Here is a 24,136-nt window from a genome sequence, read left to right as displayed (position 1 = left end):
GACCTGCCTGAGAAGAGGTCCGGTAATTCTGATTCCAAGGAGGGGCACCGTGGAACCGGCGGGCATGTTTCAGCAAGGAATTTATTGCCTGCATCTGGTTGAGCAGGAGCTTTTGTTGTTCGCTGCCTTCTGGGTTCTGGTCGGTACGGTCGATGAAATGGCCGTGGATTGCTGCTGGGCCTGGTTCAGACTGTCCGGCCGGGCGAGTACGGGCCGGATTTCCCTCGAGGTCAGCCGGGCGCCGTTGAAGGGACATGCTGCGGTTCTTATCGCTTGCTGGCAGGAAGAACAGGTCATCGCCCATACTATCCGCCATGCCCTTTCCGCGTGGCGGCAAACCGGTTTCACGCTCTACATCGGTTGTTATGGCAACGATTCCGCGACAGTCGCGGCCGCGATGTCGGGGGCGGGGGGTGACAACCGCGTCAGGGTCATCATTCATGACCGCGAAGGCCCGACTACCAAGGCGGATTGCCTGAACCGGCTCTATCATGCGCTGTGCGAGGATGAGCGACGTCGCGGATGCCGCTACCGCAGCGTGCTGCTCCACGATTCCGAGGACATGGTGCATCCCGCGGAGTTGGCCGTTGTCGACGGGGCGCTCGCCAAGGCTGATTTCATTCAATTGCCGGTCCGGCCCGAGCCGCAGGTCAGGTCGCGATGGGTCGGTGGCCATTATCTGGACGAATTCACCGAGGCTCATGCGAAATCACTGGTGGTCCGGGATGTGCTGGGCGCGGCGGTGCCGGCAGCCGGCGTCGGCTGCGGCTTTGCTCGGGATATCCTGGAGCGGATCACGCGTCGGCGCCGGGCTGAAGGCAGCGCCGGACCTTTCGCTGCCGAGTGCCTGACCGAGGATTATGAACTGGGTGTTCTCGTCTGGCGGGAAGGCGGCCGTGCCCGGTTCCTGCGTGTCCGGGATGAGAAGGGGCAACTCGTCGCCACGAGGGCTTATTTCCCCGCGACTTTCGAGGATTCGATCCGGCAGAAGACGCGCTGGGTCCACGGAATTGCCTTTCAGGGGTGGGATCGCCTTGGCTGGAGCCGTCTCGCATGGCGCCGTCCGGGGCGCGTGGGCAAGCTTGCCGATGCCTGGATGGCGATGCGCGATCGCCGCGGCCCGCTGACGGCAATCGTGCTCGCCAGCAGCTATGCGCTGCTCATTGTCGAACTGCTGCTCGGGATCGTGCGGGTGGCGGGATTGGCGGATGAGATACCCGTCCCGAAGTCGCTGAACCCGGTACTGACCATCTGCCTGGCCAGTTTCGTCTGGCGTTGCGGCGTGCGTGCAGGCTTTACCGCGCGCGAGTATGGTGCGTGGGAAGGTGTCTGCGCGATACTGCGCATTCCCGTGGCGAACCTGATCGCCATCTTCGCCGGGCAAAGGGCCCTGGCATCCTACATACGCACGCTGAACGGCGGAATGATCGTCTGGGACAAGACCCGCCACGATGCGCACCCGGCCGCGATGTCGGTAGCCGGAGGGCCGGTCCTGTGAGTGCCTCGACGCGCGTTCGCGGGCAGCCGCTGGTGGCTCTGCTCGCGGTTCTTGCAGGGTGGGCCGGAGGCCGGATCTCGACATGGGAATCGCCCTTGCAGCTTGCATCGCCTGCGGCCCAGCAGGCAGAGGCTGCCGTACCAGGGCCGCAGACGGAAGGGGGCTTCTTCCTCGACCAGAAAGCCGGACCGCAGAGCCCGCCACTGAGTGATCAGGACTACTATTCGGGCAATGGATACGGGCCGGACGCGTTCGGCTATATGCCTGCGGGCATGGTTCAGCCGAGTAACGGGTACTTTCAGGCATTATGGCCGGCTTCGCGCCGCCGACCGAGATCGTCAGCAATCGACCCTCGCGGTGCATGGTACGGTCCTAACGGGAACTCGGCCGAACCCGGCGGTTGGTATGGCATTGACCGCCTGACCGATCGTTACCCGACAGGGCAGCAGTTCCCAGCGGATCATGGCGAGGGCGGACTGACGTTCGATCGGCGAGAAGGACTTCCTGCCGGATTTTCCTCGCTTTCGAGCTTCGCCGCCCAGCCCTATCCGTCCGGTTCGGTTGCGACAGGGCCGATCGCAAGCCAGCTCAAGCCCCGGCGCTGGTCGGCCGACAGTTGGGCGCTCATGCGCAAAGGGGGCTCGGGGCCGCTGGTGATCGGCGCCATGCCCGCGACTTACGGGGCAAGTCAGGCGGGCGCCGTGCTGCGCTACAGACTCGCCATGCGCGCACGCTACAATCCGGTCATCTATATGCGAACGACGTCAACCCTGGGACAGCAGATGCGGGAAACCGCTGCCGCAGTCGGATTTTCCGCGCGGCCTTTTCCGTCAATTCCTGTGATCGGCGCAGTCGAGGGAAGGCTGACGGAGCAGGCCGGGCGGCGGCGACTTCAGCCCGTGGTAATGGCGGTAACCGAATTTCCGACTTTCAGGATGCCTGCCGATTTTCGCGGAGAGGCCTACCTGCAGGCAGGCTATGTCGCGGGGAAGTTCGCCACGCCCTTTGCTGACGGGCAAGTCCGTGTGGATCGCCGTCTGCTGCAGCTCGGACCGGTTGAGACGAGAGTCGGTGCCGGTCTGTGGGGCGGCGCGCAGAGAGGGGCCGGGCGGCTTGATGCAGGGCCATCGGCAGCGGTTGCATTCCCGCTTGGCAGAGGGACTTTCGGCCGCCTAGCCGTCGATTGGCGGTTTCGTGTCATCGGAGATGCGCAGCCGGGTTCGGGGCCTGCGCTGACTCTATCCGCAGGTTTCTGATTCCCGGCTTTCCTCGGACTTGATGCTGCGGTAGCGAGAGGGGTGGAATGGATGTCTATCTCCCCATAGCCAATCTCTCGGTCAACGGGATCATCATCGTTGGACTAGGAGCGATCACTGGCCTGCTTTCGGGCATGTTCGGCGTGGGCGGCGGGTTTCTCACCACGCCGCTGATGATCTTCTACGGCATCCCGCCCACGGTGGCGGCCGCCTCGGCGGCCAGTCAGGTGACGGGGGCAAGCGTTTCGGGCGTTTTCGCCCATACCCGGCGCGGCGGCGTGGATTATCACATGGGCACGGTCATGGTTGCCGGGGGCATCATTGGCACCGGTATCGGCGCCCTGCTGTTCAGCCTGCTGCAGCGGCTCGGCCAGATCGATACGGTCATCAATATCCTCTACGTACTGATGCTCGGCTCCATTGGCGGTCTGATGGCCAAGGAGAGCATCCAGACCATCCGGGCCGAGCGTTCCGGCATTCCCATCGCGGCAAGAAAGCGGCGGCACCATCCGATGGTTGCAAGCTTGCCGATGCGGTGGCGGTTCTATCGCTCGGGTCTCTACATCTCGCCTTTGGCACCGCTCCTGCTGGGAATCGGCACAGGCATCCTGACAATGCTGATGGGGGTCGGCGGCGGCTTCATTCTCGTGCCGGCGATGCTCTATATCCTGGGCATGAGTGCCAACGTCGTCGTGGGCACTTCGCTGTTCCAGATCCTGTTCGTCACTATGGCCACCACGATGATGCATTCCATGACCACACATGCGGTGGACATCGTGCTGGCCTCCCTGTTGCTGCTGGGCTCGGTGACGGGCGCGCAACTTGGCGCGCAGTTCGCCCAGAAAGCCAGTCCGGTGAAGCTGCGCCTGGTGCTTGCCATCATCGTGCTGCTGGTTGCCGGACGGATGGCCATCGGGCTGGGTTACCGTCCGGATGAGATCTACACGGTTGCCCCCCTGTGAAGGACCGGCTTGTTTCGGCAGGTTTCGCACTGGCCGCATTGGTCATGCTGGGAGGTGCCCGGGACCCCATCCTCGTACCTGAAATATCGCAGCACGAAGTAGACCTGCAACAGGGGTTCACCGGAACCGAACTGCTGCTGTTCGGTGCTATCCTGACGCCGGAAGGGTCGCGCGCGGCGCAGGACTACGACATCGTCATCGTGCTGAAGGGGCCGACGCAGTCGATCGTCCTGCGTGAGAAGCAGAAGGTCGCGGGCATCTGGATCAATGCCGACAGTACGGAGCTTCGCTCGGCACCTTCCTATTATGCGTTCGCTTCTACCCGGCCGATCAAAGATATCGTCGACGACAAGACGGCGGCGATTTACGAACTCGGCCTGAAGTGGCTGCAACTTTCGCCGATCGGCGCCATCGATCCCGCTGAGCAGACCCGCTTTTCCGATGGGCTCGTCGATCTCAATCGCCGCAATGGCCTGTATCGCGAAGAGGAGGGCGGGGTGAAGGTGAGTGAGCAGGTGCTCTATCAGGCCCGCATCGGCCTACCCTCGCGAGTGCCGACCGGGACTTATACGGCCGAGACTTTCGCGATTTCAAAGGGGCGTGTCGTTGCTTCGGCCAGCAGCCAGGTGCAGGTCCGCAAGCAGGGTTTCGAACTGGCCATCGCCGACTTCTCCGAAAATTACGGCTTTGCCTATGGCTTGCTGGCGGTCCTGGTGTCCGTGGGCATGGGTTGGCTTGCCGGACGCCTGTTCGCCTTGCGTTGAGTTTGAGCGAAGCAAGGGCTTAGCCGGAAATTAACTGTGCCGGACTAGCCATGCCCGACGAATTTTCTGTTCGGGGGCTTGATGAATCAGATGCGAGTGGAAGGCTTCGATCCCGCGCGGACGTCGCAGGGAGAGCAGCTTGCGCCGAATGCGGCGCGAAGCGATACCGGTCGGGAGCCGATCGGTGTGGTGCTCGAGATTTCCGGCGCCGGAACCCGCATCGCCTTCGACCTCAACCGCCTGGCCGAAACGGCGCAGGATAACGATCCCTGCGTTGCGACTTCGGGGCAGGTGGGGAACCAGATCAAGATCCGCGTCGGTCGCGGCTGGTTGCTTGCCAGCGTGCGGAACCAGAAAAGCGACAACGCCATTCCCGGAGGCATCGTCGCCGAGGCGGACTTTCTGGGCGAGGGCCTGGAAGAGCGTCTGACCGGGCGGATCCATGGTTTCAGGCGCGGTGTCACCCGCTATCCCACTCCGGGAGCATTGGTCTATCCCGCGAGCACTGACGATTTGCGGCAGATCTACGCCAGTGACGGGCGCAAAGCGATCCAGATCGGCAATGTCTATCCGACCAACGACATTCGTGCCGGGCTCTATGTCGACGCTCTGCTGGGCAAGCACTTCGCGCTGTTGGGATCGACCGGTACCGGCAAGTCCACTGGCGCGTCGCTGATTCTGCACCGTATCTGCGAGCAGGCGCCGGAAGGCCATGTCATCATGATCGACCCGCATGGCGAATATGCCGCGGCCTTCCGCAATACGGGTGTGATCCTCGACGTTTCGAACCTGCAGATGCCCTACTGGTTGATGAACTTCGAGGAGCACTGCGAGATATTCGTCACCTCGCATGGCGATGACCGGCAGCTCGATTGCGAAATTCTCGGCCGCTGCCTGATGGAAGCGCGTTTGCGAAACCGGCTCGCCGAGCAAGTGGGCAAGATCACCGTGGATTCGCCGATCCCCTATCTGCTTTCCGACCTGTCGGTCATTCTCGGCAATCACATGGGCAAGCTCGACAAGGGACATTCCAGTGCCCCTTACTTGCGGCTCAAGAACAAGCTCGACGAGCTGAAGGGCGATCCGCGCTACCAGTTCATGTTCTCGGGCATGCTGGTGGGCGATACGATGACGGAGTTCGTCTCCAAACTGTTCCGCCTGCCTTCGCGCGGCCGGCCGATCTCGATCATCGACGTTTCCGGCGTGCCTTCGGACATCACCAGCACCGTGGTCGCCGTGATAAGTCGCCTGGTGTTCGACTTCGCCGTCTGGGCGCGGGAGGAGAAGACGAGGCCGATCCTGCTCGTTTGCGAGGAAGCGCATCGCTACGTTCCCAGCGAAAAGAACGCCGACGGTTCCTCTGTCGGGCGCATTCTCTCCCGCATTGCCAAGGAAGGCCGCAAGTACGGCATCTCGCTGGGCCTGATCACCCAGCGTCCGTCCGACCTTGCCGAGGGCGTGCTCTCGCAGTGCGGGACGATCATCTCGATGCGTCTCAACAACGAGCGTGACCAGGCCTTCGTCCGGGCGGCCATGCCGGAAGGCGCGCGCGGGTTCCTCGATTCGATTCCGGCACTGCGCAACCGCGAATGCATTATCTGCGGCGAGGGCGTGACGATCCCGATCCGCGCCTCGTTCGATGAACTCGAGGAATTCAAGCGCCCGGCCTCGGCCGATCCCTCCTTCACCGAGCTGTGGAGCAGTTCGGGCGGGGAGGAGGAGATGGTCCTGCGCACGGTACAGCGGTGGCGCGCGCAGGGGCGGTGACGGCTACACCGTGAAGTCGGCGCGCCACTTGCCCCAGCGGTAATAGCCGACGGTGAAGGCCACCGTCAGCACCGAACCGACCGGATAGGCCCACCACACCGCCTCGCTGCCGATGAACGGGCGGGCAAGGTAGTAGAAGCCGAGGCGGCCGGGATAGAGGCCCAGGAACATGATGACGAGCGGGGCCACCACCGCGCCATAGGCGCGCATGGTCCCGGTCAGGATCATCGTGATCGAGACGATCACGAAGCTGGCCGTGCAGACGAGCTGGATGTGCTCGGCAATGGGCATGGCCGGGCTGTCGCCGCCGAGGAACAGGGCGAGCAGGGGCCGGTCGAACGCCACGATCAGTGCCGCCACCAGCGTGGAGAAGGCGAGATTCGCGACGAGGCCCACCTCTGTCACCTTGCCCACGCGCTTGTGGTCGCCCGCACCCAATGACTGTGCCACCATGGCGCTGACCGCTGAGCCGATAGCGAAGGCGGGCATCTGGAGGTAGTTCCACAATTGCAGCGAGGCGCCGTAGGCGGCCGCCGCATCCAGGCCTTCGCGATTGACGAGGCTGACCATGATGAGGCCGGCGGAAGAGACCAGCAGCATCTGCGCGCCCATCGGCAGGCCTTTGAGGATGACATAGGCCAGTTCGGCGCCGCGCGGGGCAAGGTAGCCCAGTTCCGGGCCGCGCAGGCGCATCGGCAGGTCCTGCCGGTAAATGCGCCAGAGCTGGTAGATGAGCCCGGCAAAGTTCGCGAAAGCCGTCGCCATGGCGGAGCCGGCGATGCCGAGCGCGGGGATCGGGCCGGGCCCGATGATGAGCAGCGGATTCAGCACGATATCGAGCGCAACTGTCAGGATCATCGCGTAGAGCGGGGTCTTGGAATCGCCCGCGCCGCGCATGCCCATCGAGACCATCATCGACATCGAGCCGAGCGGGATGGTCACGAAGATAACGCGCAGGTACGCGAGCGCCTCGATCCGGCTGGCGTCCGGCGTGCCCAGCGAATGGAGCAGGGCGTCCGCGCCAAGCCAGCCGCCGAGGCCGCAGAGCCCCGACAGCAGGAAGCAGAAGCCCAGGCCCGATCCGAAAGTCTTGCGCGCCGCGTCGATATCGCGCGCGCCGAAGTGCTGGCCCACGCGTACCGTCGTGGCCATGCCGAAGCCGAAGACCAGTGCGAACAGCAGGAACATGATGACATTGGCATTGGCCGTTGCCGCCAGCGCCGCTTCGCCCAGCAGCCGACCCACCCAGATCGCGTTGACCGATCCGTTCAGGGTCTGGAGAACGTTGGAAATCAGCATGGGGATCGAGAAGAGCATCAGCGTCTTCAGGATCGGCCCTTGCGTGAGGTCGCCTTTCATCCGCGCCATTTGCGCCGGGGTAGGTGCTTCCTCGGGTTCTGTTTCCCCGGTCGGGATCGGCGATGCCTCGTTCATTTGCCCCTCAAGTTCCCCGCGTATCGCCCCAGATATGAATGTGCAGGCGGTCGGTGAAGCGATAGCCTTCCTGCGTGCAGATATCCGAGAGCCAGCCTGACCGCTGCCGGATAACATCGCTGGAGCGACCCTCGGGCATCAGGAATATCCGCTCTGCGGGAATGGCGTAGCGCTGCTGGAGCGCGCGGACCTCGTCCACGTCGGCAGGTTCGGCCACCACGAACTTGAACCATGCACGCGGTTCGGCCGCCCAGGCCGCCAGTCGTTCCGGCACCAGCGCGAGCTCGGCCGGATTGCCGCTGTGCGAAAGTTTCGGGCTGACGTTGTACTGCTGCACCCGCGCATCGAGCGCCGCATGCGGGGCCACAGATCCGTTGGTTTCGATTTCGACATGCATCCCCGGCCGCGCTTCGTCCAGCGCGACCAGCATCCGCGCCAGTTGCGGGCCCTGAAGCAGCGGCTCGCCCCCGGTCACGACAAGGCGATCTGGCGGCAGGTCGGCCACCATGCGCGCCACGTCGGCCTCTTCGGCCATGACCTGATTGGCCTTGCGTTCGAAAGCCAGATCGTCGCGGTGGAAGCGATTGTCGCCCGTGAAGCGCCATGTGTACGCGGTGTCGCACCACTGGCAGGCGAGATTGCAGCGCGACAGCCGGACGAACGTGCTCGGCCGCCCCATGCTGACGCCTTCGCCCTGAAGCGAAGCGAACACTTCGGGTTTGCCGGGAGTGGTGGTGGCAAGGGCAAGGGTCACGGATCGTCTCGGTGTAAGATTACGATTTTGAGGGGCGAGGTTGACACAGTTTACACGGTCCAGAGGGAAAAGTGTCACCTTGCGTCGAGGGTGTCACCTTGTGGCTGGTTTCGTGGAGAAAGGGTAGGGCGTTCACGCGCGCGAAAGTGTCAGATGCGTGAGGTGTAGGAAAACGAAAAAGAGAGAAGTCCTGGGGGATGATCCCCCAGGCCCTCGGAATGTCTGCCGGAATGTCTGCGTCGTGACCGGCCTCGCCGTTGCGCGCTCATTGAGAGCCGGGAGACAAAATAGCCTGCGGCAGCAAAGGGCACACAATGAGGCTGCGCGCGTGCCCTGGACGGTATTGGGGGGGGGCAGGGGGTCTAGACCCCCTGCCTTAACCCTTACTTCTTCAACCCAGTCGCACCAGCGCCGCGGCCAGACGCTCGGCCTCTGCGGAGTGATGGGCATGGTCGGCACGGGCCTTATCGATGGCCTCCGGCTTGGCCTTCTCTACGAAGGCCGGGTTGCCCAGGCGCTTGTCGAGCGAGTCCCGTTCCTTGACCGAAGCGGCCATGGCTTTTTCCAGACGGGCCTTCTCCGCGGCGATGTCGATCACGCCTTCCAGCGGGATCGCCAGCGTCGCATCGCCCGCGCCCACCTGCATGGCGGCACCGGCTGGAGCCGCTTCGAACACGATTGCATCCAGACGCGCCAGACGGTCGATAACGGTGCCGTTACGCCCGATCACCGCGCGGGTCGCGTCCGAGGGATTGGCGACATAGGCGGTAAGGCGCGCGCCCGGCGCGATGCCGAGTTCGGACTTGGCGCCGCGCAAGTTGCCGATCAGCGCGATCAGCCATTCGACTTCGGCCTTGGCCTCGGCGTCCACCGAGGCTTCCGGCGCGGGCCATGCGGCAACGATCAGGTCCTGTTCGCGCGCGCCCATCTTGCTCCACAGCTCTTCGGTGACGAAGGGCATGAAAGGGTGGAGCATGACGAGGATCTGGTCGAGCACCCAGCCGGCGACGGCCTTGGTTTCCGCGTCGAAGTTGCCCTTGATCAGTTCGATGTACCAGTCGCAGAACTGGTTCCACACGAAGTGGTAGATCGCATTGGCAGCCGCGTCGAAGCGCAGGTCGGCCATGGCCTTGTCCAGCGCGGCAACGGTTTCGACGACTTCGCCGATGATCCACTTGTTGACGGCGGAAGTGGCTTCAGGCGCCTTGATCGAGGTGCTGGCGACGATGCCGTTGGACTGGCAGAAACGCGCGGCGTTCCACAGCTTCGTGGCGAAGTTGCGGTAACCTTCGACGCGCTTTTCATCCATCTTCACGTCGCGGCCCTGGCTTTCCATGGCAGCCATGAAGAAGCGCAGCGCGTCGGCGCCGTACTTGTCGATCAGGCCCAGCGGATCGACCACGTTGCCCTTGGACTTCGACATCTTCTGGCCGTCGGCAGCACGCACCAGACCATGGAGGTAGAGCCGCTTCCACGGCACTTCCTTCATGAAGTGAATGCCCTGCATCGCCATGCGCGCATCCCAGAAGAACAGGATGTCGAAGCCGGAAACCAGCAGGTCGTTCGGGTAATGCTTCTTCAGCAGCGGCGCGTCTTCATCGGGCCAGCCGAGCGTGGCGAAAGGCCAGAGCGCGGAGGAGAACCAGGTGTCCAGCACGTCCTCGTCGCGGGTCAGCTTCTTGTTGCCGGCCTGTGCCTGTGCTTCTTCTTCGGTTTCGGCGACGAAGATCTCGCCGTCCTCGCTGAACCACGCCGGAATGCGGTGGCCCCACCAGAGCTGACGCGAGACGCACCAGGGCTGGATGTTTTCCATCCAGTTGAAGAAGGTCTTTTCCCAGCTCTTCGGGACGATCTCGATGGCGCCTGAACGCACGGCTTCCAGCGGCGGGCCGGCCAGCGTCTGCGCATCGACGTACCACTGATCGGTCAGCCAGGGTTCGATCACCACGCCGCTGCGGTCGCCGAACGGGGTCTGGATCACGCGGTCCTCGACCTTTTCGAGCAGGCCGTCGTCTTCGAGGAACTGGACGATCGCCTTGCGCGCCTCGAAGCGGTCCATGCCGATGAACTGCGAAGGCACGAGGCCGTCCTGCGTCTGGCAGACCTTGGCATCGGCATCGAGCATGTTGAGCATGTCACCGGCCTTAAAGCCCGCGCGCTTGCCCACCTCGAAGTCGTTGAAGTCATGACCCGGGGTGATCTTCACCGCGCCCGAGCCCAGTTCGGGATCGGCGTGCTCGTCCGCGACGATGGGAATCTCGCGGCCGGTGAGCGGCAGGGTGACGGTGGCGCCGCGCGCCAGCAGTTCCTTGTAGCGCTCGTCCTCGGGATTAACCGCCACGGCCATGTCGGCCAGCATCGTTTCCGGGCGGGTGGTGGCGACGTGGATATGGCCCGAACCGTCCGAAAGCGGATACTTGATGTGCCAGAAGTGGCCGTTGGTCTCGCGCGTTTCGACCTCAAGGTCGGAAATGGCGGTGCGGAACTTCGGGTCCCAGTTCACCAGGCGCTTGTCGCGATAGATCAGGCCCTGCTTGTGCAGGTCCACGAAGACCTTGACCACGGCCTTGGTGAAGTGCGGATCCATCGTGAACTGCTCGCGGCTCCAGTCCATCGAGCAGCCGAGGCGGCGCAGCTGACCGGTGATGGTGCCGCCGGATTCGGCCTTCCACTCCCAGACCTTCTCGATGAACTGTTCACGCGTGTAATTCGCGCGCTTGTCCTGTTTCGCCTCCATCTGGCGCTCGACCACCATCTGGGTGGCGATGCCGGCATGGTCGGTGCCGACCACCCAGAGAGCGTCCTTGCCCTTCAGGCGCTCATGACGGATCACGATGTCCTGCAGCGTATTGTCCAGCGCGTGGCCGATGTGGAGCGAGCCGGTAACGTTCGGCGGCGGGTTCACGATGGTGAACGGCTGCGCGTCGGCGCGCTCGGGGCGGAACAGCCCTTCGCTTTCCCAATGCTGGTACCACTTCGCCTCGATCTGGGCGGGGTCGAAGGTCTTGGCCAGCCCAGATTCGGGCCCAGCTTCGAGGGTGCCTTCGGGTGCGGTTTCTGGAGTGTCGGTCATGGCGCGGCGCTTTGCCAGTGCGGCGCTTCGCGCGCAAGTCTCCGTAAGTTCACCCGCGCAGATGCGCGCGCGAGGCAGATTGCTCCACTACGGTTGCAATTGCGAAATGAACAATCTGCCGCACCGGGGGAACCCCTTGCCGGTACAGGCATTTTCCCCCAATACGAGCGCACATGCGGGAATGGGCTGAATTCACTCTGTCGGAAAGCGACCAGGATGGCGTCCAGACCGTGGCGCTGAAGGGGCCCTTGCGCGTTCATTCGCTGGGTAACCTCGGGGCCAAGCTGGCCGCGCTGCACGGGCCGTTCGCCCGGGTGGACATGTCCGGCGTAACCGATATCGACACGACGGGCGCCTGGCTCGTCTGCCGCTATGCCAGCGAGCATGACCTCGAAGTGATCGGCCAGAGCGAGCAGGCGAAACGCCTGTTCGCCGCCATCGGCAAGGTGCCGGAGGAAGAGGCGGACATCGAACCGGAGCAGCCGCTGCTGCTGCGCACGGTGGGCGAACTCGGCGATCTCGTGGTCGGCTGGGGGCACGGGCTGATCCGCTCGGTGGGTTTCCTCGGCGAACTGATCTCGGCGCTGGGCACCGCCATCCGCCATCCCTCGCGGCTGCGCGGCACGGCGCTGGTGCATCACATGCAGCATGTGGGCATCAACTCGCTGTGGATCATCGGGTTGATGAGCTTCCTGATCGGCATCGTCATCGCCCAGCAGGGCGCGGTGCAGCTCGCGCAGTTCGGTGCGGAAATCTACACCATCAACCTTACCGGCCGCCTTGCGATGCGCGAACTGGGCATTCTGATGACCGCAATCATGGTCGCGGGGCGATCCGGGTCGGCCTTCGCCGCGCAGATCGGCACGATGAAGCTGACCGAGGAAGTGGACGCCATGCGCACCATCGGCGTTTCGCCGATGCAGGCGCTGGTCGTTCCGCGGGTGCTGGCGGCGATGCTGATGATGCCGCTGCTGGGGTTCTATTCCACCGTTCTGGCGATCATCGGCGGCGCCTTCATCGCCAATTTCGCGCTCGACATTCCGTTCTGGACCTTCCTTCAGCGCACCCAGGAAGTGGTGCCGATCACCGATGTGTGGGTCGGGCTGATCAAGGCGCCGGTCTTCGCGCTGATCGTCGCGCTCGCCGGTTGCTACCAGGGCATGCAGGTGACCTCCAACGCAGAGGAAGTCGGCGCGCGCACTACCCAGGCGGTGGTCACGGCGATCTTCACGGTGATCGTGCTCGACGCCTTCTTCGCCATCTTCTTCACCAAGATCGGCTGGCAATGAGCGAAACCGCAAGCCTCGAGGCCGAACGGCCCATGCCGGGCGACAATCCCGCCGACGAATTTCCCATCGTCGTCGAGGGGCTGCGCAACGTCTTTGGCGAGCATGTCATTCACGACGATCTCTCGCTCAAGGTCCGCAGGGGCGAAATTCTCGGCGTCGTCGGTGGTTCGGGCACCGGCAAATCGGTGCTGATGCGCTCGATCATCGGCCTGCAGCAGCCTGCCGAGGGCGAGATCACCGTGCTCGGCCACCGCATGGGCGATTCCACCGACGAGGAAGGGATCGACTTGCGCTCGCGCTGGGGCGTGCTGTTCCAGGGAGGGGCCCTGTTTTCGACCCTGACCGTGGGCGAGAACGTGGAAGTGCCGCTCAAGCAGTTCTATCCCGAGATCGACGATACCCTGCGCAGCGAGATCGCCCGCTTCAAGGTGCGCCTCGCCGGGTTGGCCGAGGAATCGGCCTTCAAGTATCCGAACGAGCTTTCGGGCGGCATGAAGAAGCGCGCCGGCCTCGCGCGGGCGCTGGCGCTCGACCCTGAACTGCTGTTCCTCGACGAGCCGACCGCGGGCCTGGATCCGATCGGTGCGGCCGCTTTCGACGGTCTGACGCGCGAACTGGCCGATACGCTGGGCCTGACGGTGTTCCTCATCACGCACGATCTCGACACGCTTCACGCCATCTGCGACCGCGTGGCGGTGCTGGCGGACAAGCAGGTGATCGCCGTGGGTACGATCCCCGAACTTCTCGCGCTCGATCACCCGTGGATACAGGAATACTTCAACGGCCCGCGCGGCCGTGCCGCGCTCGGCGCGAAGGACGAGATTTCGATGCAGCATGACGCGCCGGTCGCGCAGGACGGTCCCGCCCCCGAGGCGCCGACCCTGAATACTACCAACGAAAGCGGGGCATAGGGCACACAGCATGGAAACACGGGCCAATCACATATGGGTCGGAGCCGTCACGCTGGTGCTGCTGGCGACGCTGGCGGCGTTCATCATCTGGATCGCGCGGATCAACGACACCGCGCGAAACGAGTATGACATCTTCTTCAAGCAGTCGGTCGACGGGCTCGCCAAGGGTTCCGGCGTCGATTACGCGGGCGTGCCGGTCGGGCAGATCAAGGAGATCGAACTCTGGCCGCAGGACCCCAGCTTCATTCGCGTGCGCGTGAAGGTGGACAAGAAGGTGCCCGTCACCGTCGGCACCACTGCAACGATCCAGGGCAGCTTCACCGGCGTGGCCGACATCCAGCTCGAAGGCGCCGTGAAGGGCGCGCCGCTGCTGACCGAGCCCGGCCCGGAAGGCGTGCCTGTGATCCCGACCAAGCGCGGCGGCCTGGGTGAAATCCTCTCCAACGCGCCGCTGCTGCTCGAACGGCTGGCGACGCTGACAGAAAACCTCAACCTTCTGATGTCCGAAGAGAACCGCCGTTCCATCACCGGCATTCTCAAGAATACCGACAAGATGACGAAGGATCTCTCGGCCGCGACGCCGCAGATGAAGCAGACGCTGGCGGAACTTCAGGGAACGCTGAACCAGGCCACCAGAACGCTGGTCGCGTTCGAGGGCGTGGCGGGCAAGGCGGACAGCCTGCTGGGCGATCAGGGTAATTCGCTGGCGGCCCAGCTTCGCGAGACGCTGGGTGCTGCGCAGAAGTCGATGGAGACCCTCGACCAGACGCTCCAGCATGCGCAGCCTGCCTTCGACCAGGTATCGCAGCAGACGCTTCCTGCCGCCGAAGCCGCGATCCGCGATCTGCGCGCCACCAGCAAGGCCCTGCGCAGTGTGACCGAGAAGATCGACGAGCAGGGCGCCGGCGCCCTCATTAAGGGGCAGAAGCTGCCCACCTACAAGCCATGAGGGCGCCAGTCGTGAACGGGCGTGCTTCGGCCGGGAAGAAGACAACGGGAAAGACGATGGGAACCGCGATGAAGCTCCGGCACAAGACCCCGATTTTCGGCGGCGCGCTAGCGGCCGTGGCGGCACTGGCGCTTTCCGGTTGCATCAGCCTCGCGCCCAAGCCGCCCGAGCTGCTGTTCCGTCTCACTCCGCAGGACAAGGCTCCCGCAGGGTCGCAGGCCACGGGGCGGATTACCGATGCCATCGTCGTGCTGGACCCTGAGGCGGATCGCAGCCTCGATGTGCTGCGGGTTCCCGTAAGGATAGATGCGTCGAGCATGTCCTATCTCAAGGATGCCTGGTGGATCGAGAAGCCGAGCCGCCAGTTCCGCTCGCTGCTGGCTGAAACGCTGCGTGCCGATACCGGGCAGCTCGTGGTCGAAGGCGGCGATTTCGAAGTCACCGGCAAGACCCTGATCGGCGGGCGCCTGCTCGACATGGGCTACGACGTCGCCACTTCCTCGGTCGTCGTGCGCTTCGATGCAATCCGTACCGAACGCAACGGGCCGATCGTGACCAAGCGGTTCGAATCGGTGGTGCCGGGCATCAAGCCGGAAGCCGCCCTCATCGGGCCGGCTATCAATCAGGCTGCCAACGTCGTGGCGAAGGACGTTGCTGCATGGGTGAAATCCGGCGCCTGAAGGTGCCGGTTTCAAGGATTGCGCAGGAAGAGTTCGTCCTGAAAACGCGGGACTCTGTGCGGAATCTTTCCGAAAGTGACAATATCTGTAAGGTATTGTGCATCTTGGGATCGTCCGTGCGCGTTTTAAAGGGCTATTGAAGATTTAATTTTCTGTCGCGGTTTCCGCCTTTACAATAGCGCCTGCGAAAGGCGGATTTCCGCTACTTTACCTTGTTTTTCGAGTTTCTGGTTGTGGCTGTCATGCCACAATGACAGTTTTATGACGATGCTGTGCAAGCATCTGTATTGAACCGGTTTCCCGGCCCTGTATTCGGCCCCCCGATCCCGCCGCCACGAATGCCGCGGGGCAAACAGAATGCAGGAGCATACGCATGAACAAGATCGCCCTTCTCGGCGCTGCCGCCGCCCTTTTCGCCGTTCCGGCCGCCGCCAATGCGCAGGCCTACGTTCAGGCACAGACCGGCCTCGACAGCGTTTCGATCGACGGCGGTTCGTCGGAAGGCCTCACTTACGGCGTTGCTGCCGGTTACGACTTCCCGGTTCGTGAAGCGCTGTTCTTCGGTATCCAGGCGAGCGTATCGGACAGCACGACCAAGGAATGCGCACGCGACGTCATCGCTCTGGGTGACAAGCTCTGCGTCCGCGCCGGGCGCGACCTTGCCGCTGTTGCCCGCATCGGCACCAACGTTGGCGAAACCAGCAAGCTCTACGTCCTCGGCGGCTACACCAATGCCCGCCTGCGCGTGACCTATACAGATGGCACCAACAAGGACAGCGACGGCACGAACCTTGACGGTTTCCGTCTCGGTGCCGGCTTCGAGCACAACTTCGGCGGCAACCTGTTCGGCAAGGTCGAGTACAACTATTCGAACTACGAACAGGGCTTCAGCCGTCATTACGGCCTCGCCGGTCTCGGCGTGAAGTTCTGATCTCAAGAAGAACGGGACCGCGCGGAGGCAACGCCGTGCACCGTTCGGAAGACCCGCTCCGGTTAGTCCGGGGCGGGTCTTTTCTTTGGAATAGCAGCGAAGGGGGCGCCATGAAGCCCGGGGCAGGCCCCGGCGTCTTGTGCCTACCTCAAAAGTTCTGCCAGTCGCATGGCCAGCTTGAACGCCTCGAAGCGCGCGGCGCGGTGCTCGGCGGCTTCCCAGTCTTCGCCCCAGAGCTCGACTTGCCAGTCTTCTTCCAGGTTGGCGGCTTTCCACAGCGCTTCCGCATCGGCGCCCGGCCGGATCGCAGCCATGGCGATCACCAGCGAGGCGGCGAGGCTGGAGAGCATCTTGAGCGCGGCCAGCGAGAAGTCGCTCTCGGCGGCAAGGGCGAGTTCGATGCGGGCCAGCGTCTCGGCTGGCTGCGGCTTGGGAATGATCCCGGAGATCCGCGTGAAGTGCACGTCGTAGCGGGTTTCCGCTTCGACAAGCAGGGGCTCCCACACGGCCAGCTGGCGCTCGTGAAATGCCTCGCCCGGCTCGGCGCGGTAGCAGAGCGTGTCCGTCTCGGCATAAGGCAGGAGATCGCGGATCGTCTGCTCGCGGTCGTCCGAAACCGCATCCACGGCAAAGTCGGCCAGATCGCGCAAATAGAAGCTCCGCGCGTCGATCTGTTCGCCTTGCGCCGCCCACTCGGCGGCAAGCGCTTCCGCGAGCGCCCTTGTCGGCACGACCTGGGGGCGGCCACCGGCGGTCTTGATCGGTCGGCCGTCCAGCAGCACGCGCCACGCCTGCCCGCCTACGGTCTCACCGATCGAGGCCTCCTTGTAGAAGCGCTTCATTTCGGGCTCCGCCACTTGCGCGCCAGCACCTTGGGGATGACGAACACGTCGATCAGTCCATTGGCGATCAGGAGGTATCCAAGCCAGAGCGGCGCGGCGAGCTTTTCGGCGCCGATCGCCATGCCCGCGATCACGCAGGCGACGCCGAAGATACGCACGAGCTGGATGGTGGCGAAGCGGGCCCTCGCCGGATCTTGTTCGGTCATGCCAGGAGGTACTCCGCAAGTTCGCCCGGCGCTGCGACGACCTTCTCGGCGCCGGCCTCGGTCAGTTCGCGCGGGTGGTGATAGCCCCAGTCCACGCCGACGGCGCGGGTTCCGGCGGCTTTCGCCATCTTCATGTCATAGGCGGTGTCACCGATCATCACCGTTTCGCCGGGCAGGGCGCCCGCATCGAACAGTGCTTCCTCCAGCATCGCGGGATGCGGCTTGGAGGGGTGGCGATCCGCCGTCTGGAGGGTGACGAAGAGGTCGGAAATGCCGTTGGCCGCAAGGCAGTGGCCCAGGCCCCGGTCCGACATGCCGGTGGCCACGCCAAGCGTCCATCCGCGCGCGTGAAGAGTGCGCAGGCAGTCCTCGATGCCGGGAAACAGCGGTTGCGAGACGCGCCCTTCCTCTCGTGCCTGTCGGAATGCGACCTTGTAGGCTTCCGCCATCGCATTTTGCTGCTCTTCGCCGCTATCGGGCAGGAGCTGCCGGATCGCCTGCGGCAACGAGAGGCCCACCGCGCGGCGGATCAGGCCGCGCGAGGGAGCGGGCAGGCTGAAGCGGGCGAAACTCGCTTCCATCGCCTCGCAGATCGGTGCCTGCCCGTCGACCAGGGTACCGTCGCAGTCGAAGACGGCGAACTTTACCGCCGCGGTCACCGCTTTCCTCGCGGACCGGAAGGCCGTCCGCCGGAAGGTGCCGAGCCGCCGGGTTTACGCGAGGCGGGGCGGGCAGGCGCCGATCGGGCTGCGCCGGGGCCAGTCTTGCTGCCGGGACCGGTCTTGCCGGGTTTTCCGCCGGGCTTGCCTGCGGACTTTGCGCCCGGGCGCGATGCGGTCTTGCCCGAGGGCTTGCCGCGTGAGGGACGGTCGGAAGGGGTATCGCGGCGCGAGCGGCGCTCACCCCGGCGTTCCTTGCGATACTGCTTGGCGTGAGCCTTGGCGGCGCGCTTCTCGTCGTCCTTGGTGAACTCCGGCGCGGATTCGGGCAGTTCCGCGCCGTCCGCCTCGTCGAAACCGAGCGAGGCCAGCGAATTGGCGAAATGCTCGGGCAGGGGGGCGGTCACGTCCAGCGGGGTGCCGTCCGGGTGCTCGATGATGAGCCGGCGGGCGTGGAGGTGCATCTTGCGGCTGATCGTGCCCGAAAGAAACGCTTCCTGCCCGCCATACTTGCCGTCACCTACGATCGGGTGGCCGATTGCCGCCATATGGACGCGCAACTGGTGCGTACGGCCCGTCAGCGGGTGCAGTTCGACCCAGGCGGCGCGGTTGCCGGCACGGTCCAGCACGCGGTAACGGGTGCGGGCGGACTGGCCGCCTTCCTCATCCACATGCATCTTCTCGCCGCCGGTGCCCGGCTGCTTGGCGAGCGGCAGTTCGATCATGCCGTCGTTGATGCTCGGCACGCCGACCACCAGCGCCCAGTAGATCTTCTTGGCGGTGCGCCCGGAAAAGCGCTTGGAGAAGAACGCCGCGCTTCCGGGCGTGCGGGCGATCAGCAGGACGCCGGAAGTGTCCTTGTCCAGCCGGTGGACGAGGCGGGGGCGCGGGCCCTTCTCCGCATAGGCGTCAAGCAGGCCGTCCACGTGCTCCTTCATGCCCGATCCGCCCTGCGTGGCGAGGCCCGGCGGCTTGTTGAGCACGATCGCCGAGCGGTCCTGCGTGAGGACCATCGAATCGGCGAGTTCGATCTCTGCTTCCGTCAGTTCGCGGCGCGGGCGCGAGCCACCGAGGCCGGGCTTGGCCTCGCCGCCCGGCGGCACGCGCAGGACCTGGCCCGCGACGAGCCGGGTGTCGACATCGGCGCGCTTGCCGTCGACACGGATCTGTCCGGTGCGCGCCCAGCGCGACACCATCGCGAAGCCGACTTCGGGCAGGTGGCGCTTGAACCAGCGGTCGAGACGGATGTCTTCGTCGTCGCGGCCGACGGTGAACTGGCGGACGGAATCTGAATTGTCGCGGCTCATGCGGCGACTCCCTTCGTGATGGAAAAGCCGGCAAACAGCGCGGCGAAGCCCGCGATCAGCGAGATCGCGACATAGAAAGCCGCAAGACCGAGCTGCCCGCGCATGGCAAGGGCAATGGTGTCGAGGCTGAACGAGGAAAAGGTGGTGAAGCCGCCCAGCACGCCGACACCGATGAGCAGGCGGGCAGTCTCGCCCTCTGCGGTGTGGCGCAGGAGCCAGCCTGCCAGCAGGCCCATGGCAAGGCTGCCAAGGACATTGACGGTAAGGGTGCCATAGGGAAACGCACCGGCTCTTGCCGGGCCGATCACGGCGGTCCAGCCGAGGCCGGTGAGAAAGCGCAGCCATGAGCCGACGCCGCCGCCCAGCGCCACAAAGAGCGAGGAGGCTAGAAAGGAAGGTTGGGACATTGGGCCGCCTTAGCCGTGAATGCGCGGATTTCCAATCGTTCCATCCGACCGGACGGCACGCGGCCCTTCTATAAGTGTCATTGGGTGCGACCCCACTCCGCAAGGAGACATAATGATGCAGATATCATCTTCCACAAGCGCGCTGAGCACGCTGTTCAATCCGAGTCAGGACATGGAGGACAAGCTGGCCTCCGCCGTGAGCAACGGTTCGGTCAGCGACAGCGATGCCGCGGCGCTCGAATCGGCGCTCGATTCGATCGACGACGCGCTCGGCACGGCGTCTTCGGGCAGCAAACTCGACCCTTCCCAGATGAAGGATCGGATCGATTCGCTGATTTCCGACCAGGTGGAAAACGGCACCCTGACCGAAGATCAGGCCTCCACCCTGCAATCCCTGTTCGCGCAGGGCGCGTCGCAGGATGGCGGTGAGGCCGGCGGAGCCGGCGGCCCCGGTGGACCCGGCGGCGCGGGTGGTCCCGGCGGTCCTCGCGGTGCCGGCGGTCCGCCGCCCGGCGGTTCGTCCGTCGAGGAAACCGACGAGACGGAAGAGACCGAGGAAACGGACGACACCGATGAGACGGACGACACCGATTCCACCGATGACACGGAAGAAGCCGATGAGGCCGATGCCACGCTGGCCGCGGTCCAGGCCTTCATCGAGAACCTGAAGGCCCAGCAGGCCGAAGGCGCGACCTACACGGCTTCCGCGGCGACTTCCGCCACCGTTTCGGCAGCAGGTCTGATCGTCGATCAACTGGCCTGACGCGCGGGATTGGTGTATGAGTACCCTCCATCGGGGAGTCCCACCCTCGGTGGAGGGCGCATTTTGGCCGATCTTTCGCCAAGATTGCTTGCCTTCCGGCCTCGGCGATGCTAGCGGCCCCCAACTTCGAGCCGACCCCGACAGGGATTCGGTGCAATTACGTTTTTTCTTTCAAGGTGCCTTCCGCGTCGGAATGCGGAATTCGTGCCTTCGATTTGTGAGGTGTGTCGGTTTATGCAGATTCTCGTCCGCGACAATAACGTCGATCAGGCTCTTCGGGCTCTCAAGAAGAAGCTGCAGCGTGAAGGCGTCTACCGCGAGATGAAGCTGCGTCGTCACTTCGAGAAGCCCTCGGAAAAGCGCGCTCGCGAAAAGGCCGCTGCTGTGCGCCGCGCCCGTAAGCTGGAGCGCAAGCGCATGGAGCGTGACGGCGTCAAGTAAGATTGATGTCGGCCCCGTCTCCGGGCGGGGTTTGCGGCATCCGTTTTCTCGTTTCCGAGCGAGGAGCGGGGAAATGCCGCGCTACAGTCAGGATCGTATGATTACGATTGTGATTGGCACATCTTAAATTGCTCGGCTTGCGGCTTGAACCCCGCTCCGGCTTGAGCCATGAGGGCGCGGAAATACCATCCGCGCCCTTTGTGCATCTGCCGTGCAGTTACCGCGCAGCTGTACCCGCCGGGCGAACCCGAACGAGGCCCTAGACCATGACTGAGATCACCCGCGTTCCGCTGCAGCCGATTGCCAAGGGCTCGCTGACCAAGATCTGGCTCGGCGTTGCCGCAGTCGCGCTGGCCGCCGGCGGCGTCGCCTATGCTGCCCTGCCGCCGCAGGTCCACGTCAAGACGCTGACCGCCGGTTCGGGCGAATCGCCGACGATCGCTGACGTCGTGCTCATCAACTACAAGGGCACGCTGCCGGACGGAAACGTCTTCGATCAGGCGCAGCAGGTTCCGATGGCCCTCAATGAGGTGATCCCCGGCTTCACCAAGGCGCTCGTCAAGATGCAGCGCGGCGGCAAGTACGAGGTCGAGATCCCGGCCAAGCTGGCTTACGGCGACAAGGCGGTCGGCAAGATTCCGGCCAATACCGACCTGAACTTCGAAATCGAGCTGCTCGACTTCAAGAGCCGCGCCGAGATCGAGCAGCAGCAGCGCCTGATGCAGCAGCTCCAGCAGATGCAGGGCGGCGCACCGGGCGGTGCCATTCCCGGCGGTGCGATTCCGGGTGGCGCGATTCCCGACGGTGCCGTTCCGGGCGCCGAAGGTCCGGCACACTGATCGCCGCCATGATCCGCACGTTCCGTCCGGCGCTCCTGGCGCTGGCCGTCGTCCTGCCTGTTGCGGCTTCGGCCGCGGCACCGGGCCAGACTGCACCTTCTCCGGCTCCTGCGCCCGCACGCCAGGTCGTGGTCACCACGCTGACCGCGGGGCAGGGCGCCAAGCCTACCCGCGAAGACTATGTGCTGGTGAACTACAAGGGCATGCTCAAGGACGGCACCGTGTTCGACCAGAACGAACAGATGCCGATGGCCGTGGGCGAAGTCGTTCCCGGCTTTGCCGACGGGCTCGTGCAGATGCAGCGCGGCGGCAGCTACCGCATCCTGATCCCGGCGGAACTGGCTTACGGCGCGGAAGGCGGCGGGCCGATCCCGCCCAATTCCGACCTCGTCTTCGAAGTGACCCTGCTCGACTTCAAGACCCGCGCGGAACTCGACGCGATGATCGCCGCGCAGCAAGGGCAGGCGCAACCGGCCCAACCCGGCTCGCAATGAGCCGGGCCGGACGCACTCCCGGAGGCGTCCATGCTTGAAGCAATTTCGGACGGGTGCTAGCTGCCCGATCCTGATCTCCCGGCGCGTGCAGAGCCGCGCCGGTCAAACTGAAGGAACGCCATGTCGGTCGATACCGCAACCGTTGCGAAGATCGCCAGCCTCGCCCGCATCAAGGTGAGCGAGGCCGAAATCGAGGCGATGGTCCCCGAACTCAACGGCATTCTCGCCTGGGTCGAGCAACTCGGCGAAGTCGATACTTCGAACGTCGAGCCGATGACCGCCGTCATCCCCAACACGCTGCGCCTGCGCGACGACGTGATCGACGCCGATCCGCTGACCGGCGGCGACAAGCGCGATGCCGTTCTGGCCAATGCTCCCGCCGCCGAACACGGCTTCTTCGGCGTGCCCAAGGTGATCGAATAATGACTGATCTTACGGAACTCGGCGTTGCGCAGATCCGCGACGGTGTGGCCGGCGGCGATTTCTCCGCCGTCGAAGTGGCGGAAGCTTTCAACGCCAATGTCGCCGCCGCGCAGGAAGCGCTGAACGCCTTCATCATCGCCACGCCTGAAAAGGCCATCGAAGCGGCAGCTGCCACCGACGCCAAGCGTGCGCGCGGCGAGGCTCTCGGCAAGATGGGCGGCGTGCCGATCGGCATGAAGGACCTGTTCGCCACCTTCGACGTGCAGACGACGGCCGCCAGCCACATGCTGGAAGGCTTCAAGCCGCAGTACGAATCGACCGTCTCGCAGAAGCTGTGGGATGCCGGCGCAGGCATGCTGGGCAAGCTGAACCTCGACCAGTTCGCCATGGGCTCGTCGAACGAGACCAGCTATTTCGGCAATGTGATCTCGCCGTGGAAGCGCAACGATGGCGGCAACGCCGCGTTGGCGCCGGGCGGTTCCTCGGGCGGTTCGTCGTCGGCTCTCGCCGCGCGCCTCTGCCCGGCGGCGACCGGCACCGACACCGGCGGCTCGATCCGCCAGCCCGCCGCATTCACCGGCACCACCGGCATCAAGCCGACTTACGGCCGCTGCTCGCGCTGGGGCGTGGTTGCTTTCGCCAGCTCGCTCGACCAGGCGGGCCCGATGGCCCGCTCGGTGCAGGACTGCGCGATCATGCTCGAAGCCATGGCCGGTTTCGACGCCAAGGATTCGACCAGCCTCGACATGCCGGTGCCGAACTGGGAAGCCGCGCTCTCGGGCGACATGAAAGGCAAGAAGGTCGGCATTCCGAAGGAATACCGCGTCGATGGTCTGGACGACGATGTCGCCAAGTCGTGGGACGACGGCATTGCCTGGCTGAAGGATGCGGGCGCTCAGATCGTCGAGATCTCGCTGCCGCACACCAAGTACGCGCTGCCGACTTACTACATCATCGCGCCTGCCGAAGCCTCGTCGAACCTCGCCCGCTATGACGGCGTGCGGTACGGCCTGCGCGATCTGCCGGACGGTGCCAACCTTCAGGACATGTACGCCGCGACCCGCGCCGCCGGTTTCGGCCCCGAGGTGAAGCGCCGCATCCTGATCGGCACTTACGTGCTCTCGGCCGGTTTCTACGACGCCTACTACACGCAGGCCCAGAAGGTCCGCGCGCTGATCGCGCAGGACTTCGCCAAGGCCTTCGAAGAGTGCGACGTGATCCTTGCGCCGACCGCGCCTTCGGCCGCCTTCGGCCTTGGCGAGAACGTCGACGATCCGCTGAAGATGTACCTGAACGACGTCTTCGCGGTGCCCGCCTCGCTCGCGGGTCTTCCGGCGATGTCGGTCCCGGCCGGCCTCAACCGCCAAGGTCTGCCGCTGGGTCTTCAGGTCATCGGCAAGGCTTTCGACGAACAGGGCGTGCTGAACGCCGGTCTCGCCATCGAGGCCCGCGCACAGTTTGCCGCCAAGCCGGAAAAGTGGTGGTAA

At 64.6% G+C, this 24,136-nt stretch carries 24 protein-coding genes; 16 read left to right on the top strand and 8 right to left on the bottom strand.

The window, feature by feature from the left end:
- The first annotated feature begins 64 nt into the window (after positions 1-64).
- The 5 genes from ACLIMP_RS13835 (at position 65) to ACLIMP_RS13815 (ending at position 6,247) form a co-directional block, all read left to right on the top strand.
- Complete coding sequence (locus tag ACLIMP_RS13835; protein ID WP_443477910.1) at positions 65-1,498, top strand: glycosyl transferase family protein; 1,434 nt, start codon at positions 65-67, stop codon at positions 1,496-1,498.
- Positions 1,495-2,754, top strand: a complete 1,260-nt coding sequence (locus ACLIMP_RS13830; RefSeq protein ID WP_324696180.1) for a hypothetical protein — start codon at positions 1,495-1,497, stop codon at positions 2,752-2,754. Before ACLIMP_RS13835 ends, ACLIMP_RS13830 begins: the two co-directional genes overlap by 4 nt.
- A 47-nt stretch (positions 2,755-2,801) precedes the next feature.
- A complete protein-coding gene (locus ACLIMP_RS13825) occupies positions 2,802-3,716 on the top strand; it encodes a sulfite exporter TauE/SafE family protein (protein WP_054440619.1) in 915 nt (304 codons plus the stop codon).
- A gap of 44 nt (positions 3,717-3,760) precedes the next feature.
- On the top strand, positions 3,761-4,480 hold the full coding sequence (locus tag ACLIMP_RS13820) for a TIGR02186 family protein (protein ID WP_132469351.1): 720 nt from the start codon (positions 3,761-3,763) through the stop codon (positions 4,478-4,480).
- 90 nt (positions 4,481-4,570) lie between these two features.
- Complete coding sequence (locus tag ACLIMP_RS13815) at positions 4,571-6,247, top strand: ATP-binding protein (RefSeq protein ID WP_420719884.1); 1,677 nt, start codon at positions 4,571-4,573, stop codon at positions 6,245-6,247.
- A gap of 3 nt (positions 6,248-6,250) precedes the next feature.
- Here ACLIMP_RS13815 and ACLIMP_RS13810 read toward each other — a convergent pair whose 3' ends face one another.
- The 3 genes from ACLIMP_RS13810 to ACLIMP_RS13800 all read right to left on the bottom strand — a co-directional run bounded on the left by ACLIMP_RS13810 (position 6,251) and on the right by ACLIMP_RS13800 (position 11,508).
- A complete protein-coding gene (locus ACLIMP_RS13810) occupies positions 6,251-7,681 on the bottom strand; it encodes an MATE family efflux transporter (protein ID WP_082370509.1) in 1,431 nt (476 codons plus the stop codon).
- A 7-nt stretch (positions 7,682-7,688) separates the two neighbouring features.
- Positions 7,689-8,435, bottom strand: a complete 747-nt coding sequence (locus tag ACLIMP_RS13805; RefSeq protein ID WP_324696175.1) for a 7-carboxy-7-deazaguanine synthase QueE — start codon at positions 8,433-8,435, stop codon at positions 7,689-7,691.
- A gap of 391 nt (positions 8,436-8,826) precedes the next feature.
- On the bottom strand, positions 8,827-11,508 hold the full coding sequence (locus ACLIMP_RS13800; RefSeq protein ID WP_324696173.1) for a valine--tRNA ligase: 2,682 nt from the start codon (positions 11,506-11,508) through the stop codon (positions 8,827-8,829).
- Between the two features lie 173 nt (positions 11,509-11,681).
- Between ACLIMP_RS13800 and ACLIMP_RS13795 the strand changes: the two genes are divergently transcribed.
- From ACLIMP_RS13795 to ACLIMP_RS13775, 5 genes are all read left to right on the top strand, one after another.
- A complete protein-coding gene (locus tag ACLIMP_RS13795) occupies positions 11,682-12,797 on the top strand; it encodes an ABC transporter permease (RefSeq protein WP_132469327.1) in 1,116 nt (371 codons plus the stop codon).
- A complete protein-coding gene (locus ACLIMP_RS13790) occupies positions 12,794-13,708 on the top strand; it encodes an ABC transporter ATP-binding protein (protein WP_082370508.1) in 915 nt (304 codons plus the stop codon). Before ACLIMP_RS13795 ends, ACLIMP_RS13790 begins: the two co-directional genes overlap by 4 nt.
- A 10-nt stretch (positions 13,709-13,718) precedes the next feature.
- Positions 13,719-14,657, top strand: coding sequence for an MlaD family protein (locus ACLIMP_RS13785; RefSeq protein ID WP_054440612.1), 939 nt, complete (start codon positions 13,719-13,721; stop codon positions 14,655-14,657).
- Between the two features lie 56 nt (positions 14,658-14,713).
- The gene (locus ACLIMP_RS13780) at positions 14,714-15,337 is read left to right on the top strand and encodes an ABC-type transport auxiliary lipoprotein family protein (protein ID WP_054440694.1); all 624 of its coding nucleotides are present in this window, start codon (positions 14,714-14,716) and stop codon (positions 15,335-15,337) included.
- Between the two features lie 373 nt (positions 15,338-15,710).
- The gene (locus tag ACLIMP_RS13775; protein WP_185996971.1) at positions 15,711-16,268 is read left to right on the top strand and encodes an outer membrane protein; all 558 of its coding nucleotides are present in this window, start codon (positions 15,711-15,713) and stop codon (positions 16,266-16,268) included.
- A gap of 143 nt (positions 16,269-16,411) precedes the next feature.
- On the opposite strand, the gene ACLIMP_RS13770 is transcribed toward ACLIMP_RS13775, so the two are convergent.
- The 5 genes from ACLIMP_RS13770 to crcB are packed head-to-tail and all read right to left on the bottom strand — an operon-like array spanning position 16,412 to position 19,689.
- Positions 16,412-17,110, bottom strand: a complete 699-nt coding sequence (locus ACLIMP_RS13770; protein WP_324696167.1) for an ATP12 family chaperone protein — start codon at positions 17,108-17,110, stop codon at positions 16,412-16,414.
- Entirely contained in the window at positions 17,107-17,316 is a 210-nt protein-coding gene (locus ACLIMP_RS13765; RefSeq protein WP_054440606.1) for a hypothetical protein, read from the bottom strand. The genes ACLIMP_RS13770 and ACLIMP_RS13765 overlap by 4 nt, the downstream gene beginning before the upstream one ends.
- Positions 17,313-17,975 (bottom strand): HAD-IA family hydrolase, encoded by a 663-nt coding sequence (locus ACLIMP_RS13760; protein WP_185996973.1) that lies wholly within the window; start codon positions 17,973-17,975, stop codon positions 17,313-17,315. Before ACLIMP_RS13760 ends, ACLIMP_RS13765 begins: the two co-directional genes overlap by 4 nt.
- A complete protein-coding gene (locus ACLIMP_RS13755; RefSeq protein WP_054440599.1) occupies positions 17,972-19,282 on the bottom strand; it encodes an RluA family pseudouridine synthase in 1,311 nt (436 codons plus the stop codon). Before ACLIMP_RS13755 ends, ACLIMP_RS13760 begins: the two co-directional genes overlap by 4 nt.
- Positions 19,279-19,689 carry a fluoride efflux transporter CrcB gene (gene crcB, locus ACLIMP_RS13750; protein WP_185996975.1) on the bottom strand — a complete coding sequence of 137 codons (411 nt, stop codon included), beginning with the start codon at positions 19,687-19,689 and terminating at the stop codon, positions 19,279-19,281. The genes ACLIMP_RS13755 and crcB overlap by 4 nt, the downstream gene beginning before the upstream one ends.
- Before the next feature lie 112 nt (positions 19,690-19,801).
- Between crcB and ACLIMP_RS13745 the strand changes: the two genes are divergently transcribed.
- The 6 genes from ACLIMP_RS13745 to gatA all read left to right on the top strand — a co-directional run bounded on the left by ACLIMP_RS13745 (position 19,802) and on the right by gatA (position 24,136).
- Positions 19,802-20,452: a hypothetical protein gene (locus ACLIMP_RS13745; RefSeq protein ID WP_324696161.1), complete on the top strand. Its 651-nt coding sequence runs from the start codon at positions 19,802-19,804 to the stop codon at positions 20,450-20,452.
- Between the two features lie 234 nt (positions 20,453-20,686).
- Positions 20,687-20,893: a 30S ribosomal protein S21 gene (gene rpsU / locus ACLIMP_RS13740; protein WP_054440590.1), complete on the top strand. Its 207-nt coding sequence runs from the start codon at positions 20,687-20,689 to the stop codon at positions 20,891-20,893.
- A gap of 266 nt (positions 20,894-21,159) precedes the next feature.
- Positions 21,160-21,732 (top strand): FKBP-type peptidyl-prolyl cis-trans isomerase, encoded by a 573-nt coding sequence (locus ACLIMP_RS13735; protein ID WP_185996976.1) that lies wholly within the window; start codon positions 21,160-21,162, stop codon positions 21,730-21,732.
- 8 nt (positions 21,733-21,740) lie between these two features.
- Positions 21,741-22,226, top strand: a complete 486-nt coding sequence (locus tag ACLIMP_RS13730; protein WP_324696157.1) for an FKBP-type peptidyl-prolyl cis-trans isomerase — start codon at positions 21,741-21,743, stop codon at positions 22,224-22,226.
- Between the two features lie 120 nt (positions 22,227-22,346).
- The gene (gatC, locus tag ACLIMP_RS13725) at positions 22,347-22,649 is read left to right on the top strand and encodes an Asp-tRNA(Asn)/Glu-tRNA(Gln) amidotransferase subunit GatC (protein ID WP_054440581.1); all 303 of its coding nucleotides are present in this window, start codon (positions 22,347-22,349) and stop codon (positions 22,647-22,649) included.
- Positions 22,649-24,136, top strand: a complete 1,488-nt coding sequence (gene gatA, locus ACLIMP_RS13720) for an Asp-tRNA(Asn)/Glu-tRNA(Gln) amidotransferase subunit GatA (protein WP_443477909.1) — start codon at positions 22,649-22,651, stop codon at positions 24,134-24,136. Before gatC ends, gatA begins: the two co-directional genes overlap by 1 nt.

Origin of the sequence: Novosphingobium aeonii, from assembly GCF_052279045.1 — a bacterium.
Taxonomy (GTDB): Bacteria; Pseudomonadota; Alphaproteobacteria; order Sphingomonadales; family Sphingomonadaceae; genus Novosphingobium.
Note: the sequence above shows the minus strand (reverse complement) of the source record. Positions and strands in the feature narration are given on the sequence as shown.

Coding starts and splice junctions, on each gene's coding strand:
- ACLIMP_RS13825 (WP_054440619.1), top strand. CDS start 2,802: ATGGATGTCTATCTCCCCATAGCCAATCTCTCGGTCAACGGGATCATC.
- ACLIMP_RS13820 (WP_132469351.1), top strand. CDS start 3,761: ATGCTGGGAGGTGCCCGGGACCCCATCCTCGTACCTGAAATATCGCAG.
- ACLIMP_RS13835 (WP_443477910.1), top strand. CDS start 65: ATGTTTCAGCAAGGAATTTATTGCCTGCATCTGGTTGAGCAGGAGCTT.
- ACLIMP_RS13790 (WP_082370508.1), top strand. CDS start 12,794: ATGAGCGAAACCGCAAGCCTCGAGGCCGAACGGCCCATGCCGGGCGAC.
- ACLIMP_RS13795 (WP_132469327.1), top strand. CDS start 11,682: ATGCGGGAATGGGCTGAATTCACTCTGTCGGAAAGCGACCAGGATGGC.
- rpsU (WP_054440590.1), top strand. CDS start 20,687: ATGCAGATTCTCGTCCGCGACAATAACGTCGATCAGGCTCTTCGGGCT.
- ACLIMP_RS13730 (WP_324696157.1), top strand. CDS start 21,741: ATGATCCGCACGTTCCGTCCGGCGCTCCTGGCGCTGGCCGTCGTCCTG.
- ACLIMP_RS13775 (WP_185996971.1), top strand. CDS start 15,711: ATGAACAAGATCGCCCTTCTCGGCGCTGCCGCCGCCCTTTTCGCCGTT.
- ACLIMP_RS13780 (WP_054440694.1), top strand. CDS start 14,714: ATGGGAACCGCGATGAAGCTCCGGCACAAGACCCCGATTTTCGGCGGC.
- gatC (WP_054440581.1), top strand. CDS start 22,347: ATGTCGGTCGATACCGCAACCGTTGCGAAGATCGCCAGCCTCGCCCGC.
- gatA (WP_443477909.1), top strand. CDS start 22,649: ATGACTGATCTTACGGAACTCGGCGTTGCGCAGATCCGCGACGGTGTG.
- ACLIMP_RS13735 (WP_185996976.1), top strand. CDS start 21,160: ATGACTGAGATCACCCGCGTTCCGCTGCAGCCGATTGCCAAGGGCTCG.
- ACLIMP_RS13770 (WP_324696167.1), bottom strand. CDS start 17,110: ATGAAGCGCTTCTACAAGGAGGCCTCGATCGGTGAGACCGTAGGCGGG.
- ACLIMP_RS13815 (WP_420719884.1), top strand. CDS start 4,571: ATGCGAGTGGAAGGCTTCGATCCCGCGCGGACGTCGCAGGGAGAGCAG.
- ACLIMP_RS13800 (WP_324696173.1), bottom strand. CDS start 11,508: ATGACCGACACTCCAGAAACCGCACCCGAAGGCACCCTCGAAGCTGGG.
- ACLIMP_RS13810 (WP_082370509.1), bottom strand. CDS start 7,681: ATGAACGAGGCATCGCCGATCCCGACCGGGGAAACAGAACCCGAGGAA.
- ACLIMP_RS13785 (WP_054440612.1), top strand. CDS start 13,719: ATGGAAACACGGGCCAATCACATATGGGTCGGAGCCGTCACGCTGGTG.
- ACLIMP_RS13765 (WP_054440606.1), bottom strand. CDS start 17,316: ATGACCGAACAAGATCCGGCGAGGGCCCGCTTCGCCACCATCCAGCTC.
- crcB (WP_185996975.1), bottom strand. CDS start 19,689: ATGTCCCAACCTTCCTTTCTAGCCTCCTCGCTCTTTGTGGCGCTGGGC.
- ACLIMP_RS13745 (WP_324696161.1), top strand. CDS start 19,802: ATGATGCAGATATCATCTTCCACAAGCGCGCTGAGCACGCTGTTCAAT.
- ACLIMP_RS13755 (WP_054440599.1), bottom strand. CDS start 19,282: ATGAGCCGCGACAATTCAGATTCCGTCCGCCAGTTCACCGTCGGCCGC.